Genomic DNA, 25,656 nt, shown 5'->3' with positions numbered 1-25,656 from the left:
TTCATCGCGATGACAACCCCCACCTGGATCTCTACTCCATTTATCGCAACAGAGCAACGGGAACAAGAAGTGAGTTCGGTCTCCAAGCCCACTATTAATAAGATGACTCGGATGGGAAAAAGGTTGCTGCTTGCAGACTTAAAGAAGGAATTCAATGAGGTTGGAGCCCTAAATAGAAAGAGACCTCTCAGCAAGTGAGAAGTCTCTTTCTATTTTATGATGTGCAGCGATTCTCAAGGAGAACCCTTGATGCCTCAGACTTTTCAGCCTAGCTTACATCATGCCGCCCATGCCCATGCCGCCCATATCCGGCATAGCAGGCTTATCTTTTTCCGGCTTGTCGGCGATGACCGCTTCCGTGGTCAGGAACATAGCCGCAACGGAAGCCGCGTTTTGCAGCGCGGAGCGGGTAACCTTGGCCGGGTCAACAATACCGGCGTTGAACATGTTTACCCATTCGTCGGTAGCGGCGTTGTAGCCGATGCCCACTTCTTCGCTCTTCAGGCGTTGAACCACGACAGAGCCTTCTTGGCCGGCGTTCGTAGCGATGGTGCGGATCGGCTCTTCCAGAGCGCGAAGCACGATGTTCACACCGGTCTTCTCGTCGCCCGTTGCTTCAACGGCAGCAACTGCGCCGTAAACGTTGACGAGAGCCGTGCCACCGCCGGAGACGATGCCTTCTTCAACCGCAGCGCGGGTGGAGTTCAGGGCGTCTTCAATGCGGAGCTTGCGTTCCTTCAGCTCGGTTTCGGTAGCAGCGCCGACCTTGATGACGGCTACGCCGCCGGCGAGCTTAGCAAGGCGCTCTTGGAGCTTTTCTTTATCGAACTCGGAAGTGGTTTCTTCGAGTTGGGCTTTGATTTGGGAGATGCGAGCGCCGATGTCCTTCTTGTCGCCATTGCCATCGACGATGATGGTGTTTTCCTTGGTGACGCGAACTTGACGGGCACGGCCGAGTTGGTCGATCGTCGTGCTCTTCAGGTCAAGACCCAGCTCTTCGGTGATCACTTGAGCGCCGGTCAGAGCGGCGATGTCTTGCAGCATCGCTTTGCGGCGGTCGCCGAAGCCCGGAGCCTTCACGGCTACGCAGGTGAACGTTCCGCGCAGCTTATTGACGATCAGCGTCGCTTGCGCTTCGCCTTCTACGTCTTCTGCGATGATGATCAGCGGTCGGCCTTGTTGAACGACCTTTTCCAGAATCGGCAGGATCTCTTGAATGTTGGAGATCTTCTTGTCGGTGATCAGGATGAACGGATCGTCCAGAACGGCTTCCATCTTGTCCGTGTCGGTGATCATGTACGGAGAGATGTAGCCGCGGTCGAATTGCATCCCTTCCACGACTTCCAGCTCCGTGGTGAAGCCCTTGGATTCTTCTACAGTTACGACGCCGTCGTTGCCGACCTTCTCCATCGCTTCCGCGATCAGTTGACCGAGCTCTTCGTCAGCAGCCGAGATGGATGCAACTTGTGCGATGGATTTCTTGCCTTCGATCGGCTTCGCGATACGGGCGAGCTCTTCCACAGCAGCCTTAACCGCCTTTTCGATCCCGCGGCGAATGACCATCGGGTTAGCGCCGGCCGTCACGTTCTTCAGGCCTTCGCGAATCATCGCTTGAGCAAGAACGGTAGCGGTCGTCGTGCCGTCACCGGCTACATCGTTGGTTTTGGTTGCAACTTCTTTAACCAGTTGAGCGCCCATGTTCTCGAAGGCGTCTTCCAGTTCAATTTCCTTGGCGATGGTTACGCCGTCATTCGTGATGAGCGGGCTTCCAAATTTCTTCTCGAGGACCACGTTGCGGCCCTTCGGACCCAAGGTTACCTTCACTGCGTTAGCCAGAGCGTCAACCCCGCGCAGCATTCCGCGGCGCGCGTCTTCGCCGAATTGAATGTCTTTTGCCATGACGAATATACCTCCCGGTTACTATTGGTTTTTATGGTGCGGCGTCAAGCGCCGATCGGTTCGAAATCGAGTTCGGACTATTCGAGGACGGCAAGAATATCGCTTTCGCGCATGATCAGCAGCTCGCGGCCTTCGAATTTCACTTCGGTTCCCGCATACTTCGAGAAGATCACGCGATCGCCTTCCTTCACTTCCAGCGCGATCCGTTCACCGTCCTTGAGGGCTCCGCTGCCGACGGCAACGACTTTGCCTTCTTGCGGCTTTTCTTTCGCCGTATCCGGCAACACGATTCCGCTCTTCGTCGTTTCCTCCTTCGCCACAGCTTCGATAATTACGCGATCGCCCAAAGGTTTGATCATGGAAAAACGGCCTCCTTTGATTTTATGTAACGGATGATGTATTAGCACTCAAGCATGCTTAGTGCTAACAACACTATCTATAATACGGGTTTTGGATTCTCAATGCAAGTGGCTCGCCCGCAAAAAATGAATTTCGTCCCCGTTCTAAGTCCCGTCAATTTCTTAAACGACAACGGTACACAAAAAAGCGGCCGCAAGGGCCGCATTTCGTCAAAAACCGCTATAGGGGCGCGATTCATGCGAAGCTCGTGGAATCCCGCTTCCTCCTGAAAACGCCTGAACATGCTCCATTTAGAAATACTCGTTAAACGGTGCCGAATGTCCCGTTAAGATGCGTAATGCATGCGGAAGCACATCCAGAATCGCTGCCAGGCTCTCATGAACCCCCTTCGGGTCAGCTGGCAGGTTGATGATGAGCGACTGGCCGCGTACCCCGGCCACCGATCGCGACAGCATCGCATAGGGAGTCCGCTGCATCGCCCGGTACCGCATCACCTCCGGAATGCCCGGAACGAGCCGGTCGGTCACCTCCCGCGTCGCCTCCGGGGTGACGTCTCGCTCCGCCATGCCGATCCCGCCCGTGGTCAAAATCAGATTCGCCCGGTAATAATCGGACAGCTCGATTAAGGATGCAATGATTTCGTTCTTCTCGTCCGGAACGACGCGATGCTCCACGATCTCCCCGCCCAGCTCCTCCTCCACGATCTCGCGGATCACCTGGGCGCTCGTGTCCTCGCGCTCTCCGCGCGAGCCTTTGTCGCTGGCCGTCAGGATGCCTACCTTCCAGCTCATGTTCTCTCCTCGCTTTCTCCATTCAGCAAGCTTCTATTTCTATGTACAAGGTTGTTGAAGATCATATCGGGGACCTGCTCCAAGCCGCATCAGCAAAATCGAAGCGTACGGCTCTCGGTCACCAAGGTGCCGATGCGAACATCGTGCCTCTCCGTTGGTACCTCCGGCCGCACCTGAAGCTCGTAAGCCGCCGCAACAAGCCGTTCTGTAAGGTCAGGCGCTGCCATGCGATCGAGAAAGCGGTCATAATACCCGGCCCCATAGCCGAGCCGGCCCCCATGAGAATCAAAGGCCACTCCCGGCAGGAGGACAAGCGGCGTTCGCTGCAGCTCTTCCTCAGGCACTTTCTCGCAGGAGCGCTTGGGCTCAAGAATCCCCCATGTGCCGGGCTCGACATCATCGAGGCTTCCCACCCGGTACCAGACCAGCTGACGCGGGTCCCGCAGAGTGCGCGGCGCGGCGGTTGGAATTCCTTCCTTCCACAGCCACTCAATCGCAGGCAGGAGATCCGCCTCCGTTCCAAACGGAAAGTAGATGAGCACCGGAGCCGGAGCATGATCCGGCAGGGACCACTCGGTCCATCTCCTGGAAAACTCCTTCTTCAACTGAGCAACCAATCGAGCAGATCGTTCCTTTCGCTCTTCCTCGGAACATGCCGAGCGAAGCTTTAACACTTGCTCCCGCAGCGATTTCTTCGCCTCTCTCAGATCCGTCTGCATCGGGCTCCAGCCTTTCCTTTCCGTACCGAGCGATTTGCCCGTTCGGGTGACTCTATTGTACCATATGCAGACAAGCATAAAAAAGCCGCCCCCGCAATCACGGAGTGGACCCATTCTGCGAAACCCGTCACGTTTTCGGATTTTTTGATTCAAATCGAAGGGGCGCTTCTGCTTTTGACGGGTTTCAGGTAAACTAGATTTACACCCAATATATGAGTAGATGTGGAGGATTTGGTGCATCATGCTGCTTCAAGCGGTCAACATCAGCAAAAGCTACGGGGTTCGTCCCGTCCTTTCCCATATAACGATGCTCGTCAACGAACGAGAAAAAATCGGGCTCGTCGGCGTGAACGGCGCCGGAAAATCGACCTTTTTGCAGATTATTGCCGGGGAAATGTCCTATGACAGCGGGGATATCTTCAAAGCGAAGGAAACGACTATCGGCTATCTGGCGCAAAACAGCGGCCTGGACTCGGCCAGCACGATCCGCCAGGAAATGCTGGAGGTATTCGAGCCCCTCCTTGCCGTAGAGCGGGAGCTCCGCGACTTGGAAGCAGAGATGGCTGACCCCAATCTGCCGCACGACAGCAAACGGTACGAAGATATTCTGAATCGCTATGCGGCCCGCTCCGATTATTTCCGAGAAAAAGGCGGATACAGCATCGAAGCGAAGATTCGCGGAATCCTGAGTGGAATGGGCTTCGGCGACTTTCCAGGCGAGACGGTCATCGACACGCTCAGCGGGGGGCAGAAGACACGGTTGGCTCTCGCCAAGATGCTTCTTCGCGAGCCCGATCTGCTCCTGCTCGACGAACCGACCAACCACCTGGACATCGACACGCTGACCTGGCTGGAAGATTACTTGCGCGGGTACCCGGGCGCCATAGTCGTCGTTTCCCATGACCGGTACTTCCTGGACGCACTCGTCGGCACCATCTATGAAATTGAACGGCACACGTCCAAACGCTATACCGGCAATTACTCGAAATATATCGAGATCAAAGCCGCCGAATACGAATCGCAGATGAAGCTCTATGAGAAGCAGCAGGATGAGATCGCCCGGATGGAGGACTTTATCCAGAAGAACATCGTGCGAGCCTCCACCACAAAGCGCGCCCAAAGCCGTCGCAAGGCGCTGGAGAAGATGGATCGGATGGATAAGCCGCTTGGGGAATTAAAGCGGGCCGCGTTCTCGTTCGAGGTCGATATCCTGTCCGGAAAAGATGTCCTGCGGGCCGATCGCCTCGCCGTTGCCTTCCAGAATGACCCGCCCTTGTTCCGAAACGTCAGCTTCCACCTGAACCGCGGTGAGACGGTGGCGTTGATCGGACCGAACGGCATCGGCAAGTCCACCCTGCTCAAGGTGTTGACCGGAGACCGGACTGCGCAGGCGGGCTTGTATGAATGGGGCACGAATGTCCGCATCGGCTATTACGACCAGGAACAGAAGAACCTCAACCCGACCAATACGGTGCTGGAAGAGCTGTGGAGCATTTATCCTCACTTAGAAGAAGCACGGATTCGTACCGTACTGGGCAACTTTCTCTTCAGCGGCGAGGATGTCTTCAAGAAGGTCGCTGCCCTCAGCGGCGGCGAAAAGGCCCGCGTCTCCCTGGCCAAGTTGATGCTGCAAAACGCCAACGTCCTCATTCTCGACGAACCGACCAACCATCTGGACCTGTACAGCAAGGAAGTACTGGAAGCTTCCCTCATGGACTACGAAGGAACGCTCCTGTTTATTTCCCATGACCGATACTTCCTGAACAAGATGGCCGAACGCATTCTGGAGCTTCATCCGAATGGCGCCGATAATTACCTGGGCAACTATGATGACTACCTGGAGAAAAAACGCGAGCTGGCCGAGTTCGAAGGAGAGCTGGCCGAAGAGCGCAAAGGTGCGGCGAAGAGTCCCGGCGCCTTTGCAGGCGGACGGGGCACGGCCGAGGCGCCGGCCGCCCGGGAGCCGGATCGTGCGGCTCCTGCCGCAGCCGGCTCCGGGCAACCCGGCCGCACCGGAGACTATGAGGCGGATAAGCAAGCCCGCCGGGAAGAACGCAGCCGGCAGCGGCGCGTCGAGCAGCTCGAGAAGGAGATTGCCCGCCTCGAGGGGGAGATCGCCGGGCTGGAGGAAGAGCTCACCCAGCCGAACGTGTACAACGACTACATGCTCGTGCAGGAAAAGAACGAGGCGATCGACGCTCGGCGCAAGGAGCTGGAGCCGATCTACTCGGAGTGGGAAGAGTTGTTGTCGTAGCGAATCTCTATTGATCCATCTATCGATTCCTTTACAGAAGCCAACCGCCTCTTATTCACATGTGGATAAGAGGCGGTTGGCTTTATTCACAGAGTTGCCCACAAGCCCGTCTAGCCTTCAGTCCCCGTTCGGTAAAGCTTTTTTAACTTATCCTCCGAATTATCCCCGATATCCACAACACCTTCATTGGAAATGTGGAGAATGTGCCGCAAATTTTATCAACATCCAAACCCCGCGCCCCATCTGACATTCTGCAAGTTATCCCCACTATTCACAGATGATGTGGATAACTTTGTCCACATCCCGCGTGTACAGACCCTATGCACAGACCCAATAAAAGCCTGGCCGGCTTCCTTCCCGTAAAGCCAGCTTGGGAAATGGGAAAGCCGCTCCTTGACCAACCAAGTAACGCAGGCAGGCAACTTTAGACAGGCAAAGAAGACTCCACACCTCACAACGCGTGAGGGTGGAGTCTTCGGTTTTACGGCGCAAGCTTACTGCACGGACCAGCCCTCGAGGGAGAGCAGCGGTTCGGCCTTCAAGTCGAGGGGGGCAAACTGCCCCTCCTCCCACTTGAGGAAGGCCGCCGCCCCGATCATCGCGGCATTGTCCGTGCAGAGGCCAATCGGCGGCGCGAGCAGCGGGATGCCCGCGGCCTCGCAGCGCGGCGCGAGGCTCTCGCGCAAGCCGCGGTTGGCCGCGACGCCGCCCGCGAGCAGGAGCTGCTTCGCGCCGTATGCCTTCACGGCGCGGAGGGCCTTCTCCGTCAGCACCTCGCTGACGGATTCTTGAAAGCCGCGCGCGACCTCCGCCGGGTCGAGCGGCAGGTTCTTCATCTTCGCCTGGTTGATCGCCGCGAGGACGGCCGACTTCAGCCCGCTGAAGCTGAAGTCGTACGAATCCGGCTCCAGCCAGGCGCGCGGCAGCGGCAGCGCGGTCTTCGCCTCGTGCGCCATGCGGTCGACATGCGGACCGCCCGGATAAGGCATGCCGAGGGCGCGGGCGACCTTGTCGTACGCTTCGCCCACGGCGTCATCCCGGGTGCGCCCGATGATGCGGAAGCGGCCCGGCGCTTCCACGAGCACGAGCTCGGTATGCCCGCCGGAGACGACAAGCGCCATCGCCGGGTACTCCAGCTCGTGAACGAGCGCGTTCGCGTAGATGTGCCCGGCGATGTGGTGCACGGAGAGGAGCGGCACCTGCAGCGAGTAGCTGAGCGCCTTGGCCGCTACCAGTCCGACGAGCAGCGAGCCGACAAGGCCCGGTCCCTGCGTGACGGCGATGGCCGACAAGTCGGTCATCGCCACGCCGGACTCGCGAACGGCCGCCTCGATCATGACGGTGATCGATTCCACGTGCTTGCGGGAAGCTACCTCGGGAACGACCCCGCCAAATTGCTGGTGGGTTTCAATCTGACTCGACACGACATTGGACAGAATCGTCCGGCCGTCCTGAATGACGGCCGCCGACGTATCGTCACAGCTGGTTTCTACCGCGAGGATGTAGCACGGAGACTTGCCATCTCGGGTTGTACGGTTCATGCTTGCATTCTCCTTCATTTGCCCACATACGGCTCCAGGTTCGCCCACATGATAAGAGCATCCTCCTGGTTATCGGTATAGTAGCCCTTGCGAACCCCGGCCGCTTCAAAGCCCATCTTGCGGTACAGGTTCTGGGCAATTTCATTGGTTACGCGGACCTCCAGCGTGATGCGGGAGGCGCCCATGAAGCTGGCCGTCTTCATCAGCTCGCTCATGAGGCGTTCGCCCAGCTTCATGCCGCGAAATTCTTTCTTCACGGCAATGTTGGTGATGTGGGCTTCATCCATGATGAGCCACATGCCGGCATAGCCGGCTACCGTGAGCCCGGCATCCATCACCATATAGTGAGCGAAATGATTATTGGTCAGCTCGTTATAGAAGGCCCCCGCCGACCAGGGGGTCGTGAAAGCTTCCTTCTCGATTGCACAGATCGCATCGATGTCATCCAGCTTCATCCTCCGAAAATGCAGGGGCAGGCCTTCCACATTCCGTCGTTCGATCACGAGCTCGCCCCCTCTCTTCGGCGAGCGAGCAGCTTCGCCTCCGCCTCTGACAATTGCGTATAGTTCGGCAGCAGGAGATGCGGGTCCTCTGTTGCCTTAGCCTCGAGCATCGGCACGGCGAGCAGCCCTGTCGCATAACCGCGCAAATGGCCTTCCCGGATGAGCGTGGAGCCTCCCCTTCGTTCGGCGTACTCCTCAAGAAGTGGAAGGAACTCAGCAGTCTCTCCCACAAATACAACCTGCGATGGGCGCTCCGGCGGCTCCTTCTCCTCTTCCCAGGATGCAAGTTGTTCCAGCCAATCCGCCGCGAGGCGGATGCTGTCGGCCTGAGTGCGGCTCATCTGCCAGCCCAGGCCCGATTCCCAGGCCGAAGCATAGGCAACCGGAGCATTCGCTCCGGGATAGATACCCTCCATTGGGATTCCCTCTTCGCCGATCTGGAAGAGAGCCGTGTACGCCTGTCCCCTTCTGGCCCCAAACAGCGGAACCACCCAGATGAGCCCCTTCCTCGCATCAACGGCGGAGACAAGTGGGGCCTCCTCCCCCTCCGGCAGCAACGCGCCGAGCGCAAGGGTCGCCAGGCTGGATATCCCCGCAACGGGCAACTGTTGCGCCCATGCCATCGTCTTCGCCACCGTCACGCCGATTCGCACGCCGGTGTAGGAGCCGGGACCGACGCCTGTCGCCAGTGCTCCCAAATCCGCCGGCTTCGCTCCTGCGGTGTGAAGCATCTCTTCGATCAGCGGCAACAGCCGAATGGAATGGTTCCGCTCGGCATGCAGCAGGCGCTCGGCAACAAGCTCTCGCCCTTTCAAAAGCGCAGCCGTCATGGACGCGCTCGATGTATCGAGGGCCAGCAGCAGCTCCCCCGCTTGTTCGCTGCCTTGTTGCAGCTCTAGTGACTCACTCATCATGCAAAACTCCGTTCTTCTTCAGATCCTCGCACCATGCCGTGTAACGCGCTCCATCAGGAGAAAGTCGGAATACACGCTCCTGCGGACCTGCGTACGCGATATGGACCCTTAAGGCTTCCTCCGGGAGCAGTTCCTCGATCAGCTGCGCCCACTCGACGAGCGTCACGCCTTCGCCATGAAAGTAATCATCCAGACCCAGCTCCGACGCTTCGTCCAGGGACAGCCGATAGACATCCATATGATAGAAGGGCAGGCTCCTGCCCTCGTACTCTTTGATAATGGTGAAGGTCGGGCTGTTCACCAGCTCCTCTACGCCGAGCGCGGCCCCAAGTGCCTGCGAGAAAGCCGTCTTGCCCGCCCCGAGGTCGCCGTCCAGACCGATCACCGCTCCAGGCCCCAGCCGATCTGCCAGCTCCTGGGCAAGAAGGGCCGTATCCTGCAAGCTGTGAGACCGGTATCCATAAGTGCGTTTCCCGTTCATGCTCCAGCTCCTTTAGGGGGAATCAATGCACTTTATTATATCCCTGCTCCCTTCCGCTATCAAGAAGCAGTCCCCTTCGTCTCCTAAGAGACTTGAAGCCGGCGCGAGTGCAAACGAAGCGCTCGGGGCAAACTGGGGGAGAGTTCCAAGCGAGTCTCCCTCCGGGTCAAAGGCATAGGCCCCGGCAGCGGACATTCGTCATCGTTCTGCCAAACCACGCTTTAGGAGGAATCCGCATGCATACGATCTGGAAAGGCGCCGTCAGCTTCGGGCTTGTTCACGTACCGGTGCGCATGTACGCCGCGACCGAAGATCGCGATATCTCGATGCGCTACCTTCACAAAGTCTGCTCCACCCCTCTTCAATATGTCCGCTCCTGTCCCACGTGCGAGAAGGAGGTGGGCTGGGAGGAGATTGCCCGCGGCTATGAATACGAGCCCGGGCGGTTCGTTCTCTTTGAGAAGGACGAGCTGGATGCGCTCGGCGGAGAAGCCAACCGAGAGATCAAAATTCTCGATTTCGTCGATCTGACCGAGATTGACCCGGTGTACTTTCAGAAGACCTACTACCTTGGCCCGGGAGACACCGGAGCGGGAGCATACAGCCTTCTGCTCAAAGCCATCCAGGATACGGGGAAAATCGGCATCGCCACCGTTACCCTCCGCTCCAAGAGCAGCCTCGCAGCCATTCGGGTGATCGACCGCTGCCTGGCGATGGAAACGATCTTCTATCCCGATGAGATCCGCGCGGTGCTGCAGGTGCCCAACCTGCCCGAAGCTGGCCAGGTGAACGAGAAGGAGCTGACCATGGCCAAGCTCCTGATCGAGCAGCTCTCTTCGGCGTTTGAGCCAGAGAAATACAAGGACACGTACCGAGAATCCGTCATGCAGGCGATCCAGCAGAAGATCGCAGGCCAAGAGGTGCACGCCGCTCCGCAGCCGGAGCGCGCCAACGTCATCGACCTCATGGCCGCTCTTCAGGCGAGCCTGGATGCAGCAAAGCCCGCCGCAGCGGAAAAACCCGCCTCTCGGCAAGCAGCAAAGACAACCCGCGGAGCCAAAAAGGCGTCGGGAGAACCTCCGGAGCCGACAACGCCCCGCGGACGAGGGAGGAAGAGGACCGGGAGCTAGCTTCCTCCTCCCCCCTTCCATACATAGTTTTTCCATGGGACGCAAACACTCCAAGTAGAGCGTACCTAGGCTATTCACTCGAAAGATTCGCTCCAGGACTCGACAGGGGCTGTAAGGCTCCGGATAACAGGCAGGTGACCCGCATGCGCAACCAGGCTAAGGCAAAGGCGGCCCCGGACTCTCTGGGCCCGCTTCACTATTCCAACCTCCACGACCTGAAGGAGGTTGCCGTCTCCCGCTCCCTTGATGAAAACGAAGCCTATCTCCGAGCACTGTTTAAGGATTGCTCGGATGTCGTGCTTCGTCCCTTTGAAGCCGATCCCGAGCTGAAAGCATTAGCCGTTCTGGTCGACGGACTCGTCAACTCCACGCTCGTTCAACGCAGCCTGGAGATGCTTATGACCTATTGGCAGGAGGAGCCCGACGATCTCAAAACCCTGATGGAGCGGGTCATTCCCGCCTCCCAGGTCAAGCTGGTCTCCACCTACGAGGACATGCTCGAGGGCGTCCTCAGCGGGGACACCGCTCTCTTGCTGGAAGGCAACGACCAGGCGCTGCTCCTGGAGCTCCGCGGCCCCAACATGCGCTCGATCAGCAAGCCCTCCACGGAAGAGATCGTGCGCGGGCCGCAGGAAGGATTCATCGAAGGCATTCGCACGAACACCTCCCTTATCCGCCGACGGATCAAAACGCCGAACTTGAAGATGAAGCCTCTGCAGCTCGGGCGGCAGTCCCGCACCAACGTAGCGGTTGCCTACGTGGAGGGTATCGTCGATCCTCCGTTGGTGACAGAGGTGCTCGCCCGCCTGGAACGCATCGACGTGGATGCCATTTTTGAGACAGGGCAGTTGGAAGAATACATCCAGGACAGCACGTACTCTCCTTTTCCCCAGGTGCAAATCTCAGAACGACCGGATGCTGTGGCTGCTGCCTTGATGAACGGAAGAATTGCTATCCTTGTCGACGGGACGCCGATGGTTATGGTCGTTCCCACGGTGTTCATTAACTTCCTCTTGACCGTTGAGGATCATTACGAACGCTTCCAATTCTCCACCTTTCTCCGGTGGCTCCGCTATGCGTTTCTCGTTCTCTCGCTATTCGTCCCTGCCTGGTTCGTTGCCGCGACGACATTCCATCCCGAGATGATTCCAACCAGCCTTCTGCTCAGCGTCTGCGCTGCACGGGAGCTCATTCCTTTTCCCGCAGTGATTGAGGTGCTCATTATGGAGATCATCTTCGAGGCGCTGCGAGAGGCCGGAATCCGCTTGCCCAAACAGATCGGCTCCGCTCTCAGCATCCTGGGGGCCCTCATCATCGGGCAGGCAGCTGTGGAGGCGGGCATCGTATCCGCTCCTGTCGTTATCGTCGTCTCGATCACCGGGATCGCTTCTTTCACCCTGCCTCAATATAACGGAGCGGTTGCCTTGCGCCTGCTACGGTTCCCCCTCATCATCCTTGCCTCCATCTTGGGGTTCTATGGGATCATGCTCGGCGGGATGCTGCTCATCGGGCATATGGCGAACCTTCGCTCGTTTGGAATCCCTTACTTGTCTCCGCTTGCGCCTGCTTCGCTGGGAGATGAGAAGATGACCCTCATCCGCATGCCTCATTGGGCTTCGGTCAACCGTCCAAGCTACCTCCATCCGCAAGACCCGGTGCGCCGCAGCCCGGAAGTTAAACAGGATATAAGGGAAAACAAAGGAACGAACGGCAGCTCTACGGAAGGTGAAACGAAAGAAGAATCCGCAGAATCAGCTACCACGGGGTCGTCGAAAACAGAGTCAACATCCTCTGGAAGGTCGGAGGCAACGGACTCAGCAAACCCCGAGGAGAAGGAGAAGAAGGACGGCGCACGAGAAGAAGGAAGGGAGGCCCTAACACGTGGCGAAGCCGAATAAACTCTGGAGGCTCTCCGCCTCCCTACTCGCCCTGCTTCTTCTGCCGGGTTGCTGGGATCGAACGGAACTAAACGACATGGCGTTTACTCTGGCAACCGCGGTGGATGCAGCACCGGATAACCGGATGATCGTGACCGTCGAGGTTCCCATCCCGGCCAAGCTGGGGAAAAATGCAGGGGCCGGCGATCCTTATGTAGTCGTCTCGACCGAGGCCGCCACCATGCGCAATGCCACTCAGCTCCAGTCGACGCGGATGTCTCGACGTGTCTCCAGCTCGCACCGCCGCGTCATGATCATCGGAGAGGAGCTTGCCAAAAAAGGCATTCGCCCGCTCTTCGATAATTTCTCCCGCGTTCCCGAAAACCGCCTGAACGGCATCCTGGTCATCGCCAAAGGCAAAGCCAGCGAGCTGCTCAAGGGCAAAACGCCCGTAGACGAGTTCAGCTGGGAAGCGCTTCGGGAGATCGTCCGAGGGAGGGGCCGAACCGTCAACAACATGAAAAATGTCGCGCAAGCCCTCAGCCTGAACGGGCGCGATCCGATTGTCATCTACATGGGCACGATGGAAACGAAGGAGAACGGGAAAAACCAGATTCAACTGCTGGGGTATGCCCAATTTCGCGAAGATAAGATGATCGGGATCTATCAAGACGGAGCCATGAACGGGATCCACTGGTTGAACGGCCAAATTACTCCTCACGAGATGACCGTCGCGCTTCCGAGCGGCCAATTCCTAACGGTTTATATCTTTGAAGGAAGCACGCGGATTCGACCCACCATCGGCTCGAATAACAAGGTGACCTTTCATGCAACCGTAAACAACACCTTTTTCATCTTGGAGGACTTTGGGGAGCTCGACTTCAACGACCTTCACAATGTTCAGCTGGTCAAGAAGGAGATCGGCAAAGCCATCGAGCGGGACATGCAAAAGTGCTTTGAGCAGATGCAGAAGGACGGAACAGATTCCGTAGCTCTTGGAAGCCGGCTATTTCGAAAATACCCGCGCATTTGGAAGGAGAGGCTGGAAGCGGACTGGCGGGACAAGGGGTTGAAGGAAGCCGAGCTGATCGTTCGTGTCGAGTCCCATGTTTCGCACACAGGGCTAATCTCCGACAACCTGGCCAAGGAGGAGAAGGACGTCAAATGAAAAACTCCCTCTTCGTCATCCTGTTCCTCTGCATCCTGTTCATCAGCATCGCATCCGATATTCGGTTCCTCAACCGGCAAAAACGGGAAACCTCCGTCGTGGTATCCCTCTCGATCAGTGCCCTAACCCTGCTCCTGTTCGGGCTATGGATGGCAGGAGTCAAAGTCGGCATGCCGACCCGCCCCTTCATCGATCCCATCGGATTAACCCTGTACGAGTGGATAAAGGAGATGCTTGCCTAATGCAAAAAACCGTGATCAGCGAGCGGCAATTCGCCTTTCTCGTCATTTCCCTGCTGTCCACCGCCTCCCTCATCAACCTTCCCCACGTTCTGATCGAGCTGAGCGGGGCGGATGCAGCCTTTTCCGTGATCTTCATGCTCCTGTACGGCTTGCTGATGGCAGCCTACATGGTGATGCTGTCCCGTCGTTACCCCAGGAAAAATCTGTTTGAAATCCACGAGATCATCTTCGGTCGGATTTTCGGTACCTTCATTAATGTTCTGCTGCTGCTGCGCATCGGGTTTGTCGTGCTTCGGGATATCCGGCTGTTTAACTTTTTTACGAAGGTGGTCCTGCTGCCGCGCACCCCCACGGAGATTCTGCTGCTGCTATTCTTCATCGTGCTGTTTTATTACGGGTCAACCACCCTGGAGGTCTCTGCACGGGTCAATGAGCTGTTCTACCCGCTGCTCCTCCTGTCCCAATTGATTCTTCCACTCCTCCTGATCAATCAGTACTCCTTCTACTCGGCGGATCCCTATTTCGTCCAACCCCCGCAGAACGTGGGCATGGCCGGGATTATCGGCTGCACGTGGTTCGGGGACATCTTCGTCATGGGGGCCTTCCTGCAGATGCTGTCCAGCAAGGTGCAGATGAAGTCGGCGTTCCGGTTTGGCGTGATCGTGTCCAGCTTTATCATGGCGTTGTCTTTGGTGCTGATGGTCATGGTTTTTGGCGCCAATATGACCGCCCATCAGGTCTATCCCAACTACTCGCTCGCCATGCAGCTTCTGTTGACCGACTTCCTTGACCGGCTGGAATTCCCCTTCCTTGCGGTGTACTTTCCCGTCTTCTTCATCAACACGGCGATCATGTTTATTGCCATGCTGATCGGGATCGGCACGATTACCCGAAGCCGTGATTACACCCGCTTCAATCGCCCATTTGGGCTGCTTGTTCTGTTGGCCTCCCTTCTCGGCTTCCGGGGAGCCATCGACCTGAACATTTTCGCCAACTATGGGCTGCCGTTCTTCGTCATCCTGATTGAACCGCTTGCCATCCTGACGGTGTTAACCGGATTCTTAATCAAGCAGCATCGGGAGAAGCGCATGGCGTCCGAGTACATCACCGATTCAGAACCCCCTGGTTCCGTCCAAGCCACAGCAGCAAATCCTGAGGGAGCCGGACCGGAGAGGGAATCCCATGCACAGCACGAGAAACAAACGGATGACCCGCCTCCTTCCACTAAACCCCCGATGAAGGGCTGGTCCCATCGAACCTGGACCCGCTTCACCAACGTGCTGATCGGGCTTGCTCTCGCCTTTGTCGCCATCGGCTTTGTCCTCGGGATGGACTACCAGGACGCGGCAACCTTCTGTACCATCGGCTTCCACCTATGCCTCCTCATTGCCGTATACTCCTCGGCTAGGGAAGCCAGACGAGCCAAGTTGGAGCCCGCTCCCTCCACTCCTTCCGATTCAGGAGGAGCCTGATATGCTGCCCGCCCCCCTTCATCCCTTTGAACCCAAGCTGGCGGAGCATGTACCGGAAGGGCCTGATTGGATTACGCAGATCAAGTGGGACGGCGTGCGTATGCTTATCTACGGAACAACGGAGGAAGTCCGTCTCTTCAACCGAAAGAAGAATGAGCGCACTGCGCAATATCCGGAGTTTCTTGAGCTTAGGCAATACTGCGAGGCGGACAGCGTGATTCTGGATGGAGAGATCATCGCCCTGGAGGATGGGCTCCCCTCCTTTCATCAAGTGATGCGCCGGGATGGCGTTCGCGTTCAGGAACGAGTGGAAACAGCGGCCAGAACCGTTCCAGTGGTGTATATGGTGTTCGATCTCCTCTATTTGAATGGGCATTGGGTAACCGGGGAGCCGTTAGAACGGCGGCAGGAGCTGCTGACGCGCCACATCATCCCCGGCCCCCATCTCCAGTTGGTACCCAGCGTGACGGAAGGGGCTGCCTTGTTTCAGGCGGTTTCGGAGCGAGGAATGGAGGGGGTGGTAAGCAAGCAGCGAACCAGCACCTATGCCCCCGGTGCAAAGGATGGCCGCTGGGTCAAGATCAAGCATGACCGCGACCTCATTGCCGCCGTTGGCGGCATGACGCTGCGCGGTCCAACCGCAAACGCCCTTCTGCTCGGCTTGTTTGATGCCAAGGGGCGGTTTCTCTACATCGGCCATGCCGGTGCGGGACGATTGACAGGAGCGGATTGGGGCGAATTCACGAAGCGAGCCGCAGGCTATCGCCAGCCGCGTTGCCCGTTCGCGAATCTTCCCGCCCGCAGCCGGGACGCGATCTGGCTCGCCCCTTTCTTTACGGTCAAGCTGCGCTACCTGGAGTGGACGAGACACGGCACCCTTCGCCATCCGACGATCCAGGCTTTTGTTGATGTACCGGCTGCTTCGTGCCTCTGGCCGTTGGAGGAGACAGGAGGAACCACCCCATGAAGCAAGCCGACAAGGGGACCATCGTGGTAGATGGCCAAGAGCTGGTCATCACCAATCCGAGCAAGCCTCTCTGGCCCGAGCTGGGCATAACCAAGCTGGAATATTTGCAGCATTTGATGGAGCTGTCCCCGTTTCTTCTGGCTCATTGCCAGGATCGCTATTTAACCACCATCCGCTATCCGCACGGCATCCATGACAAATCCTTCTACCAAAAAAACGCCCCCGAGCCCGTCCCCTCCTTCGTCCGAACGGCAGAGCTAAACGGCATCCGTTATGTCGTGCTGGATTCGTTGCCCACTCTTCTCTGGCTGGGAAATTTGGCGTGCCTGGAATTCCACGCTTCCTTTCACCACGTGGATGACGAGCTGCCTGCGGAATGGGTACTCGACATTGACCCGTCTCTGGACGTGGAGCCGCGAATCATGAACGCCGTATCCCTCATCGGAGAGGCGCTCGACCGCATGCGTATTCAAGCGGTTCCCAAAACATCGGGAGCTACCGGCGTTCAGCTCATCGTCCCCATCAAACGCGGGTATACCTTTGCCGAGCTTCGGCGGGCCGGAGAGTTTGTGGGGCGCTACCTGACCGAGCAATACCCGAAGCTCTTTACGATCGAGCGCCTCAAGAAGCAGCGCGGGGATCGCATCTATATCGATTATTTGCAGCATTGGCATGGAAAGACGCTCTCCGCTCCTTATACGCCTCGTGCGAGGGCGGCTGCCTCCGTGTCCACTCCGCTGTACTGGTCGGAGGTAGAGGCGGGCGTGGACCCGCGCGAGTTCACACTTCGTAACCTGAAGGAGAGACTCGACCAGCATGGGGATTTGCTCACGAAGCTTGCACCCCAATCGCTTGATCACGTGCTGGCCTTCGTCTAGACTTCCCCGTTTGTGGAAGCACGCGAAGGCCTTTATAAGAGTGGACCCAGCAAGCGGCATCCTGTTTCCAGCAGCCGCTTCCCTAGCGGTCGATCGGACAGATAAGCGGCCAGGTCGAAGTCGCGGCATTCCATCAAATCCTTCTCGAAGGCCTGCTCCATTCGGGCGACAGCCTGTTTTCCCGTGAGAAAGACATGGAGATCATAATTCTGGTAAAAGCTCTGCTGATCCAGGTTAAAGGTTCCGATTCCGGCGAGCCTGTCATCGATAAGAAGCGTCTTCTGATGAAGGAATCCCTTTTGGTACAGGTGGAACTGAACCCCTTGTGCCGCCAGCTCTGCCGCATAGGACAAGCCGGCGTAGTGGATGATCTTGTAATCGGCGATCTCGGGTAAAAGAACGCGAACCTCCACCCCCGCGGCGGCTGCGGTTGCAAGCGCCGTCCAGACCGCTTCATCGGGGACAAAATAAGGAGATGCAATATAAATCCGCTTGCGGGCGGAGGCGAGTGACGCCAAGAACAGCTGATAGAGCGGCGACAGCGTGAACTCGGGACTTCCTGCCAACAGGAAGATGCGTCCAGAACCCTCCTCGTCATGCGCCGACCCTACCCCTTCATCATCTACTGGCGAAACCAGCTCCCGCACAGCCTCCGGAGACTCCTGACCATGAGCGCGCACCCAATCTTGCTGAAACAACCGGGTCAGGAAAAGGAGCGGTTCTCCTTCCAGTCGTATGGTGGAATCCCGCCAGTACCCGAGGTGAGCATTCCCACCCAGATACTCATCCCCCACATTTAGACCCCCGACGTAGCCAATCTGCTCGTCGATCAAAAACAGCTTGCGGTGGTTCCGAAAGTTCAGCTTTCCCTTGAAAAGAGCACGGACCAACGGATTGTGCTTGGCCACCTGCACCCCGGCTTCCTTCAATCGGGTAAGGAAAGCCGCAGGCAGCTCCCGGCTGCCCGACCCGTCGAGCAGAAGCCGAACCTGCAGCCCTTCCCGAGCCTTCTTCTCCAGTTGCTCGGTAAAGATCGTTCCGATCTCGTCATCCCGGTAAATGTACAGGAGAAAATCGATCGTGCGGCGGGCTTTCGCCATATCGGCGAGAATGCGCTCAAATGTCTCGTCTACCCGATTGATGAGCACCGGTTCTTGCTCCTCTTGAATCGGATAAGACGGGGCCAGGGTTAGCAGTCGTTCCAACTGATCCGGATTCGCATGTTCGGGGATTGGATCTGGAATCCGAGGCTTCCTCGCTTCCGAAGTGCTTGGCATCCGGCGGCCAAAGCCGGCATAAACGAGCAGCCCCAGAACGGGCAACGGAAGCTGGACAAGCACCCAAGCCGCGCACCGAGCGGGATAACGGGCTTCCAGCAGCAAAATCACCCCTACCTGCGCCCAGATTAGCGCGATCAAGACGAGGAGTATCGAAACGAACGTCATGGCTATCCCTCCTTCAAGCGCATCTTGCGGGTAGAAAAAAAGCTTCCTCCGCAGCTAAGCCTTAGCTTAACCGGGGAGGAAGCGGATCATGAATCGATTCGTAAGCCGTCTCGATCTTCAAAAGGTTCCAAAAGCTCAGGAACGGACGTCCCGCTTGGTGAAGAGCAGCCAGGACAAGCCGTTGAAAAGAAGGAAGTACCCGATGAGGACACAGATGGAGAAGCCCATTGTCATCCCTTCGAAAGGAGGAACCCCCTCCAAGTACTGGGTAAGGTCGGTATTCGAAAAGAGATAAAACCGCATCCACTCGTACTTGCCGAGAAGGACAACAAGCAGATCCCCCATGAGAAGAGCAACGATGGAAAGAGCGATTGAGAGCGCACTGCTGCGGAATACGGAGGAGATCATGAAGGCCATCGTCACGATCATGATCAGATTCACACACTTCAGTCCATACGTGGAGAAAGCGTGTTGGATCATGGATCGCTCATGAACGAATCCGTCGCCTCCCAGGTACAGATAGGGAGAGCCGACTCCCTTGAAGCCGAATAGCAGGCCGCTCGCTACAAAGGAAACGAGGAAGAGAACGACCAACAGGAGCAGGCTGAACTGCAGCGTTGCCAGGTACTTCGACAAAAGCACCTTCGCTCGACTGGCCGGGCGAATAAGCAGAAGCTTGATCGTGCCCGCTGCAAACTCACCCGCAACGATATCAGCCGCGATAATGACCGTGAAGATGCTGACCAGGAAGACGAGACCGGAGCCCGCGATCGTCCCGCCCCAGATCGAATTGTTTTGCGGCGGAATATCATGTTCAAGCCGATATTCGGAAATTTTTATCATACGGGATACCTGATCCTCCACCATTCCGCTCGTGCTTGCCATGGTTTGGTGATACGTCTCGATATCCTTCTGGGTCCTTTCCCGCCAATCGCCGCTTGAGGAATAATCGTTGACCGCATAAAAAGCTATTGTAAACAAAATCGAAGCCAAAACAAGTAATCCAACAAGAACCCAGGTACGGACCCGGTTATAAATTTTCATATTTTCGTTGCGGACCAGGTTATACATGGGTTTCGCCCCCTGTCATTTCCAAGAATTTATCCTCCAGGCTCTTCTTGACAGGATGGAAGCCGTATACGCGAATGCCTGCCTTGACCAGTTGCTCGTTCACATCAGCAGCCTGTTCCCCGGTAACCGCAAGCTCAAGCCCCTGCTCTCTGCGGACAGCCGTTATCCCCATCCCCTCGATGACCAAGGCCGCTTCATCCGGTGAAGAGATCCGGAACCAATACCGCTCCTCTTCCCCTTCCGTAACAAAATCCTGAATAAGCTGAACATCGACGAGCTTCCCTTTTTGAATAATGCCTATGCGGTCGCACATCAGCTCCATCTCCGCCAGCAAGTGGCTGGATACGACGATGGAGATTCCCTCTTCCCGAGCCAACTGGCGCAAATAATCACGAAGCTCCCGAATTCCGGCGGGATCAAGTCCATTCGTAGGCTCATCCAAAATGAGCAAGTTCGGCTTGTGCAGGAGCGCCTGAGCGACACCTAAGCGCTGCCTCATACCGAGAGAATAGGACTTCACCTTGTCGTGGATACGCTGATCAAGGCCGACAAGGCGAACGACCTCATCGATCCGCTGCATCGAAATGCCAGGAATCATACGAGCGTAATGAATCAGATTTTTGTACCCGCTCAAATACTTGTACATCTCCGGATTTTCGACAATCGCTCCTACATGACGGATAGCTTGCTCAAATTCATGGCGAATGCTCTTGCCTTCGATCCATACATCGCCGAAGGTAGGCTTCATCAGGCCGACCATCATACGAATGGTCGTCGTCTTCCCCGCTCCGTTCGGCCCGAGAAATCCAAACACCTCTCCCTTCGGCACCTCGAAGTTCAGGTCATCGATGATGAGCCGGGACCCGATCTTTTTCGTTAATCCCTTGATGACAACCGTTGGCTTGTCCAACAAATGTCCCCCTTTTGCAGAAATAAGTTTCCACAGATATCCGTTTTAGCATACCATTTCCGAACCTTTTGACAAGGACATTTTCGACAAGCTTCTACCGAAACAGAGGATATCAAAACAAAAACGCCTCGGTCCCCGAAGATCGGGGCCGAAGCGATGCTTAACGAGGTTGTGAATTTATGTAGCTTCGAGCTGCGCCGATCAAGACAAGACAGGGGCAAGTCGGTCCTGGAGCGCCCTCTCCAAGTATGGATCGATCGAGAGAGTTCGCTTGAAGTCCAGGTAGGACGCCGCCAGCTTGGCGATTCGCTCAGAGTCCGGCTCGTCCTGCCGAACGGCCCGGATGAGCAGATTTTTCGGCGTATGCTCCAGGTCGATGAACTCCAGAATTTGGGCGCGGTAGCCCACCAGCTCCAGCAAGCGAGCGCGAGCCGAATCCGTTGCGAGCGCCGCGAAGCGTTCCCGAATGATCCCATGCGAGAGCATCGGCTCCAGAAGCGGGGACTCCACTTGGCTGTAGAGCTCGTGCTGGCAGCAGGGAACCGATAGGATGACGCGGGCGTTCCAACGGACCGCCTTCTCCAAGGCGGCGTCTGTAGCCGTATCGCAGGCATGCAGGGTCACGACCATATCGGCTTGCTGCGTCCCTTCGTAATCCGCAATATCCCCACGCAGGAATTCCAGTCCGGTGCAGGCAAGCTTATCCGCTAACGCCTGACAATCGCGAATGACGTCCTCCTTCAAGTCCAGGCCCGTTATCTCGACCTGCCGCTTCTGAAGAAAGACCAAGTAATGATAAAGGGCGAAGGTCAGATAGGATTTGCCGCAGCCAAAGTCAATGATCCGAAGGGTCTTTCCTTCCGGCAGCAGAGCGAACACATCCTCCACCATCTCCAGGAACCGATTGATCTGCTTGAATTTGTCGTACTTGGCGGCGAGCACCTTGCCTTCGCGATTCATCACCCCAAGCTCGATGAGGTAGGGCACCGGCTCCCCTTCCTTTAGAAGGTAGGATTTGGTCCGATTGTGGGCCAAATCCGTTTCCGGTTTTGTCGCTTTCTTTTGCAGAATGGATGCCTTGCCCTTCTTGCTCACCAGAATCTGATAATCGCCGTCCTTCGCCTGCAGAAGCCCCTGCCGAAATAGGCTCTCCATAAGCTCCGCCAGCTTTCCGATGGCATCCTGTGGGCTCACATTCTCGTGACGCTCCTTCGGACCGACGGTATAGGTGAATTGGTAGGACAGGCTTCCTTTCAGATGAACGGGCTTGACCTTTACCTTCGAAGGCGCTCCCTCTTCCTTGCGGCGAAGGTTGCTCAGGACAGCCTGAGTCAGCAGTTCATTCTCGATCAGACGGGTGATAACTTGATTCGTTTCGCTCATATAGCCTCACTTTTGCCGGTCGGGCTTGTTCGATTTCTTCATATTATAATGGAATCTCATACGGTGCTCATCTCCGCTTGTGACGCTCCTTCCGCGGAGGAAACGTTTCGGGAGGAAGTTTGGGCGGATGGGTCTCCCTGCGCTCTTGCGAACGAGGCCTATCACTTGTTTGACGAATCCCGTCCCCTGCGTCGGGTCCCCCGCATGTCCGAACGTGCTCCCGGAACAACCCCTCGAGGAACTCAAGCCGAATTTGCAATTGACGAACCGTATCTCGAAGCGTCATGATCTCTTCTTCCGACGGATCCTCTGCTTCGCGCACGTCTTCGCCCTCTGCAAGCGGCAGAAAGGCGACCGTCTTCTCCTCCGCTTCTTCCTCCGGGATCGGGACTTCTCGCAAAAGCTCATCCAGCTCTTCACGAGAAACCAACGACTTGTCGGACTCCACGGGCATCACCACCTTCCAGCAGGAAGCACCTTTCTTCATGCTCCCCCGATTCTCCCTATATAATAGAGCTTTCTCGGAGCAGAAGCCAGCCCACCCGTGAACAGCCCCTTGTACGCCTTCCAATAACCACTGGAAACCCCTCTACCGATACGTTCGACAATATTCGACATTTATCGACATATTTTTCTTCTGAATGTCACAATACATTACACACTCTTCACGAGATTCATAATTTTCTGTTTACAAACCGAGTCTTTTAGGGTATATTTTTGACTAACCTTTAGAGCCTAGCAGGAAAAAACCAATAAAATAAAAAAATCAGCCTGAAAACAAATCTTCATGTGTAATAAAATCTCCCACATCATTTTGGGGGGAGCTTTTATAAATAAAAAGATCATTATGTGGAGGGTTGTAAATGAAGAAGATTTTTTCATCCGTTTTGAGCGTGGTGATGGTCAGCTCCTTGGTGCTTGCCGGCTGCGCGAAAGAAAAAACCAGTGAATCGCCATCTGCCTCTACGGCACCCACAACCGCGGCCTCTACGGCACCGAGCGCATCGGTTGCCCCGAGCGCAGCACCGGAAGGTTTCGTATCTGAAGGCGTCATCGAAGCCTCCGATCCTTCCAAGAACCCCGCAACCGCTACGGACCGCAAAGACACGATCATCGTCGGCGTAGATGCACCAGACGGCGTGTTCAACCCGATTTACATGGAGTCTGCTTATGACCAATACGTAACGTACTCGATGTTCAACGACCTCATCCAAGTTGCAAAAGACGGTTCCTATGCTCCTTGGCTCGCCACGAGCTGGGACGTATCGCCTGACAACCTGGTTTACACCTTCCACCTTGATCCGAATGCCAAGTTCAGCGACGGTACGCCGGTAACCGCTGACGACGTGGCCTTCACCCAAACGGTCATCAACGACAAATCCTATGACGGCCCGATCGATGCTACCCTCTCCTACCTGAAGGGCGCTGACGCTTACCGCGAAGGCAAAGCAACCAGCATCGAAGGCATCAAGGTTGTCGACGCCAACACGATCGAATTCACCACGACCCAAGTATCGCCGAAGGCGATCACGGTTCTGGGCGGACCGGTCCTCTCCAAGGCTTACTACGGCAAGGACTACAAGCAAGGAAGCCTGGAGTACATGAAGGACCTGCACCAAAAGCCTTTGGGCAATGGTCCGTACGCTCTTGAGAAGTACGTTGCCGGCCAAGAAGTTGACCTGAAGATCAACGAAAGCTATGGCGGCAAGAAACCTTCCATCGCCAAGCTGATCTACAAGGTGACGACGGAAGAAACGAGAATGCAAATGCTGCAATCCGGCGAAATCGACATGGACATGGTTACGGTTAACCAAGACAACGTCGACGAGCTGAAGAGCTACGGGTTCCTGAACCTGAACATCTTCCCGACGAACGGCTACGGCTACATCACGTTCAACCATAAACATGAGCAATTCAAGGACGCTAAGGTTCGTCAAGCTCTCGCTTACGGCCTGAATCGTAAAGATATTGTTGACGCTGTCTACCAAGGCTACGCCGACGTTATCAACGTTCCGCAATCCAAAGTATCTTGGGCTTATGCTGAAGGCACCAACTCGTACGACTTCGATCTCGAAAAAGCAAAGGCTCTGCTGGACGAAGCCGGCTGGAAAGTCGGAGCTGACGGCATCCGTGAGAAAGACGGCAAGAAATTCACCATCAACTTTGTAGCATCCAGCCCGAACCCGGTTAACGACGCCATCATCCCGATCGCGAAGGAAAACTACAAGGAACTCGGCATCGACTTCGTACCGGACCAAATGGAATTCAACAAGGTTCTGGAAAAGCGTAAAGCCGGCGACTTCGATATGCTGTTCATGGCTTGGGGCTTGACTCCGGACCCAGACTCGACGAACATCTTCGGAACGAAGGGTACCCAAAACGAAGTGGGCTACTCCAACACGAAGGTTGACGAACTGCTGGCTAAGGGTCTGACGGAAGTTGATCCTGAGAAGCGCAAACCGGTTTACCAAGAGCTGTACCAAGTCATCAATGAAGACCTGCCTTACATCTTTATGTACCAAAGAAGAGACATGTGGGCCATCAACTCCCGTATCCAAGGATTTGATATCTCTCCGTACAAGGATTTCTACCTCGATCTGACGAATATCTCTATCAAATAAAAATCCAAGTATAACCCGACAAGCTCAGCCCTCGGGGCTGAGCTTGTTGGATTTAGGAGGCCCAAGCAATGTGGCAGTTTATCGTGCGCAGACTCCTGCAGACGATCCCGACGATCATCGGGGTATCGATCATCATCACCCTCGTGTTCCGTATGGCGCCCGGGGATTTTCTTTCGGCTAACATGAAACTCACGGACGAACGCAAGGCAGAGCTTCGTGAGCTATACGGCTTGAACAAACCAATTCCCGAATATTATTGGACGTGGGTTAAGAACATCGCCAAAGGTGATCTCGGGGATTCCATGAAGCACAAAGCCCCAGTAACCACGGTCATTAAAACGTATATGTGGAATTCCTTCTACCTCGCTCTCGTGGCTCTCTTCTTCAGCTACGTGATCGCTCTCATCGTAGGGGTTTTATCCGCCACCAAGCAGTATTCATGGTTTGACAGCATCGTGACGGTCCTGGTCCTGGCCGCCATGTCGCTACCCTCATTCTTTATAGGACTGCTCATGATCAAATGGTTCTCCATTGATCTGAAGCTGCTGCCCGTCGGAGGCATGACGACGACCGGTTCCAACTACACCGGCCTCAAGCATGTGATGGATGTCGCCAAGCACATGGTACTGCCTGCAACGGTTCTGACCATGCTCAGCGTGGGTTCCCTCACCCGGTATTTCCGGACGAGTATGATCGAGGTAGTCCGTCAGGATTACGTTCGCACCGCTCGCGCCAAAGGGCTCAAGGAACGCGTGGTCATCTTCAAGCATGCCCTCCGCAACGCTTTGCTGCCTGTCATCACTCTTCTCGGTCTGGAGCTTCCGGGGCTGTTCGCCGGCGCCATCATTCTGGAGAAGATTTTCGCGTGGCCGGGGATCGGCCGCATTAACCTGGATGCCATCGGTGTGCGGGACTATCCGCTGCTCATGGGATTCACCATGTTTCTCGCCGTACTGACGATTATCGGCAACCTGCTCGCAGACGTCTTCTATGCGGCGGCTGACCCGAGAATCCGGTTGGATTAGGAGGA

Annotated in this window: 23 protein-coding genes; 10 read left to right on the top strand and 13 right to left on the bottom strand. The window is 56.3% G+C overall.

The genetic code is table 11. From position 1 onward, the window contains the following. Positions 1 to 273: 273 nt before the first annotated feature. The 4 genes from groL to AAFN83_RS08980 all read right to left on the bottom strand — a co-directional run bounded on the left by groL (position 274) and on the right by AAFN83_RS08980 (position 3,847). Entirely contained in the window at positions 274 to 1,899 is a 1,626-nt protein-coding gene (gene groL, locus AAFN83_RS08995) for a chaperonin GroEL (protein WP_347768656.1), read from the bottom strand. 77 nt (positions 1,900 to 1,976) lie between these two features. Next, positions 1,977 to 2,258: a co-chaperone GroES gene (groES, locus tag AAFN83_RS08990; protein WP_347768655.1), complete on the bottom strand. Its 282-nt coding sequence runs from the start codon at positions 2,256 to 2,258 to the stop codon at positions 1,977 to 1,979. Positions 2,259 to 2,549: 291 nt separating this feature from the next. Continuing rightward, positions 2,550 to 3,050 (bottom strand): MogA/MoaB family molybdenum cofactor biosynthesis protein, encoded by a 501-nt coding sequence (locus AAFN83_RS08985; protein WP_347768654.1) that lies wholly within the window; start codon positions 3,048 to 3,050, stop codon positions 2,550 to 2,552. A gap of 89 nt (positions 3,051 to 3,139) precedes the next feature. Then, a complete protein-coding gene (locus AAFN83_RS08980; protein WP_347768653.1) occupies positions 3,140 to 3,847 on the bottom strand; it encodes a 5-formyltetrahydrofolate cyclo-ligase in 708 nt (235 codons plus the stop codon). A gap of 163 nt (positions 3,848 to 4,010) precedes the next feature. Here AAFN83_RS08980 and AAFN83_RS08975 point away from each other — a divergent pair, with 163 nt between their 5' ends. Further along, positions 4,011 to 6,023, top strand: a complete 2,013-nt coding sequence (locus AAFN83_RS08975; RefSeq protein ID WP_347768652.1) for an ABC-F family ATP-binding cassette domain-containing protein — start codon at positions 4,011 to 4,013, stop codon at positions 6,021 to 6,023. Positions 6,024 to 6,517: 494 nt separating this feature from the next. On the opposite strand, the gene tsaD is transcribed toward AAFN83_RS08975, so the two are convergent. The 4 genes from tsaD to tsaE are packed head-to-tail and all read right to left on the bottom strand — an operon-like array spanning position 6,518 to position 9,462. Beyond that, the gene (gene tsaD, locus AAFN83_RS08970) at positions 6,518 to 7,564 is read right to left on the bottom strand and encodes a tRNA (adenosine(37)-N6)-threonylcarbamoyltransferase complex transferase subunit TsaD (RefSeq protein WP_347768651.1); all 1,047 of its coding nucleotides are present in this window, start codon (positions 7,562 to 7,564) and stop codon (positions 6,518 to 6,520) included. A gap of 14 nt (positions 7,565 to 7,578) precedes the next feature. Then, positions 7,579 to 8,019 (bottom strand): ribosomal protein S18-alanine N-acetyltransferase, encoded by a 441-nt coding sequence (gene rimI / locus AAFN83_RS08965; protein WP_347768808.1) that lies wholly within the window; start codon positions 8,017 to 8,019, stop codon positions 7,579 to 7,581. Between the two features lie 44 nt (positions 8,020 to 8,063). Then, a complete protein-coding gene (gene tsaB / locus AAFN83_RS08960; RefSeq protein ID WP_347768650.1) occupies positions 8,064 to 8,978 on the bottom strand; it encodes a tRNA (adenosine(37)-N6)-threonylcarbamoyltransferase complex dimerization subunit type 1 TsaB in 915 nt (304 codons plus the stop codon). After that, complete coding sequence (tsaE, locus tag AAFN83_RS08955) at positions 8,971 to 9,462, bottom strand: tRNA (adenosine(37)-N6)-threonylcarbamoyltransferase complex ATPase subunit type 1 TsaE (RefSeq protein WP_347768649.1); 492 nt, start codon at positions 9,460 to 9,462, stop codon at positions 8,971 to 8,973. The genes tsaB and tsaE overlap by 8 nt, the downstream gene beginning before the upstream one ends. Positions 9,463 to 9,698: 236 nt before the next feature. On the opposite strand from tsaE, the gene ku reads away from it, so the two are divergent. The 7 genes from ku (at position 9,699) to ligD (ending at position 17,196) form a co-directional block, all read left to right on the top strand. Next, a complete protein-coding gene (ku, locus tag AAFN83_RS08950) occupies positions 9,699 to 10,592 on the top strand; it encodes a non-homologous end joining protein Ku (protein ID WP_347768648.1) in 894 nt (297 codons plus the stop codon). Between the two features lie 143 nt (positions 10,593 to 10,735). Then, positions 10,736 to 12,490 (top strand): spore germination protein, encoded by a 1,755-nt coding sequence (locus AAFN83_RS08945; RefSeq protein ID WP_347768647.1) that lies wholly within the window; start codon positions 10,736 to 10,738, stop codon positions 12,488 to 12,490. Then, positions 12,474 to 13,637, top strand: a complete 1,164-nt coding sequence (locus AAFN83_RS08940; protein WP_347768646.1) for a Ger(x)C family spore germination protein — start codon at positions 12,474 to 12,476, stop codon at positions 13,635 to 13,637. The genes AAFN83_RS08945 and AAFN83_RS08940 overlap by 17 nt, the downstream gene beginning before the upstream one ends. Further along, complete coding sequence (locus AAFN83_RS08935; protein WP_347768645.1) at positions 13,634 to 13,879, top strand: hypothetical protein; 246 nt, start codon at positions 13,634 to 13,636, stop codon at positions 13,877 to 13,879. Before AAFN83_RS08940 ends, AAFN83_RS08935 begins: the two co-directional genes overlap by 4 nt. Further along, entirely contained in the window at positions 13,879 to 15,351 is a 1,473-nt protein-coding gene (locus AAFN83_RS08930) for a GerAB/ArcD/ProY family transporter (RefSeq protein ID WP_347768644.1), read from the top strand. Before AAFN83_RS08935 ends, AAFN83_RS08930 begins: the two co-directional genes overlap by 1 nt. Before the next feature lies 1 nt (position 15,352). Continuing rightward, positions 15,353 to 16,318 carry an ATP-dependent DNA ligase gene (locus tag AAFN83_RS08925; protein WP_347768643.1) on the top strand — a complete coding sequence of 322 codons (966 nt, stop codon included), beginning with the start codon at positions 15,353 to 15,355 and terminating at the stop codon, positions 16,316 to 16,318. Next, a complete protein-coding gene (ligD, locus tag AAFN83_RS08920; protein WP_347768642.1) occupies positions 16,315 to 17,196 on the top strand; it encodes a non-homologous end-joining DNA ligase in 882 nt (293 codons plus the stop codon). Before AAFN83_RS08925 ends, ligD begins: the two co-directional genes overlap by 4 nt. A 32-nt stretch (positions 17,197 to 17,228) precedes the next feature. Here the strand turns inward: ligD and cls are convergent, their stop codons facing one another. From cls to AAFN83_RS08895, 5 genes are all read right to left on the bottom strand, one after another. Then, positions 17,229 to 18,641 carry a cardiolipin synthase gene (cls, locus tag AAFN83_RS08915; protein ID WP_347768641.1) on the bottom strand — a complete coding sequence of 471 codons (1,413 nt, stop codon included), beginning with the start codon at positions 18,639 to 18,641 and terminating at the stop codon, positions 17,229 to 17,231. A 135-nt stretch (positions 18,642 to 18,776) separates the two neighbouring features. After that, the gene (locus AAFN83_RS08910) at positions 18,777 to 19,712 is read right to left on the bottom strand and encodes an ABC transporter permease subunit (RefSeq protein WP_347768640.1); all 936 of its coding nucleotides are present in this window, start codon (positions 19,710 to 19,712) and stop codon (positions 18,777 to 18,779) included. After that, a complete protein-coding gene (locus tag AAFN83_RS08905; RefSeq protein ID WP_481810496.1) occupies positions 19,705 to 20,622 on the bottom strand; it encodes an ABC transporter ATP-binding protein in 918 nt (305 codons plus the stop codon). Before AAFN83_RS08905 ends, AAFN83_RS08910 begins: the two co-directional genes overlap by 8 nt. Positions 20,623 to 20,823: 201 nt before the next feature. Next, positions 20,824 to 22,005 (bottom strand): class I SAM-dependent methyltransferase, encoded by a 1,182-nt coding sequence (locus AAFN83_RS08900; RefSeq protein ID WP_347768638.1) that lies wholly within the window; start codon positions 22,003 to 22,005, stop codon positions 20,824 to 20,826. A 67-nt stretch (positions 22,006 to 22,072) separates the two neighbouring features. After that, entirely contained in the window at positions 22,073 to 22,492 is a 420-nt protein-coding gene (locus AAFN83_RS08895; RefSeq protein ID WP_347768637.1) for a hypothetical protein, read from the bottom strand. A 376-nt stretch (positions 22,493 to 22,868) separates the two neighbouring features. Here AAFN83_RS08895 and AAFN83_RS08890 point away from each other — a divergent pair, with 376 nt between their 5' ends. Both AAFN83_RS08890 and AAFN83_RS08885 read left to right on the top strand, forming a co-directional pair. Continuing rightward, positions 22,869 to 24,626 (top strand): ABC transporter substrate-binding protein, encoded by a 1,758-nt coding sequence (locus AAFN83_RS08890; protein ID WP_347768636.1) that lies wholly within the window; start codon positions 22,869 to 22,871, stop codon positions 24,624 to 24,626. A 68-nt stretch (positions 24,627 to 24,694) separates the two neighbouring features. Beyond that, the gene (locus AAFN83_RS08885; RefSeq protein WP_347768635.1) at positions 24,695 to 25,651 is read left to right on the top strand and encodes an ABC transporter permease; all 957 of its coding nucleotides are present in this window, start codon (positions 24,695 to 24,697) and stop codon (positions 25,649 to 25,651) included. Positions 25,652 to 25,656 lie beyond the last annotated feature (5 nt).

The sequence above is a fragment of the Gorillibacterium sp. CAU 1737 genome, from assembly GCF_039888655.1.
GTDB lineage: Bacteria > Bacillota > Bacilli > Paenibacillales > NBRC-103111 > Gorillibacterium.
Note: the sequence above shows the minus strand (reverse complement) of the source record. Positions and strands in the feature narration are given on the sequence as shown.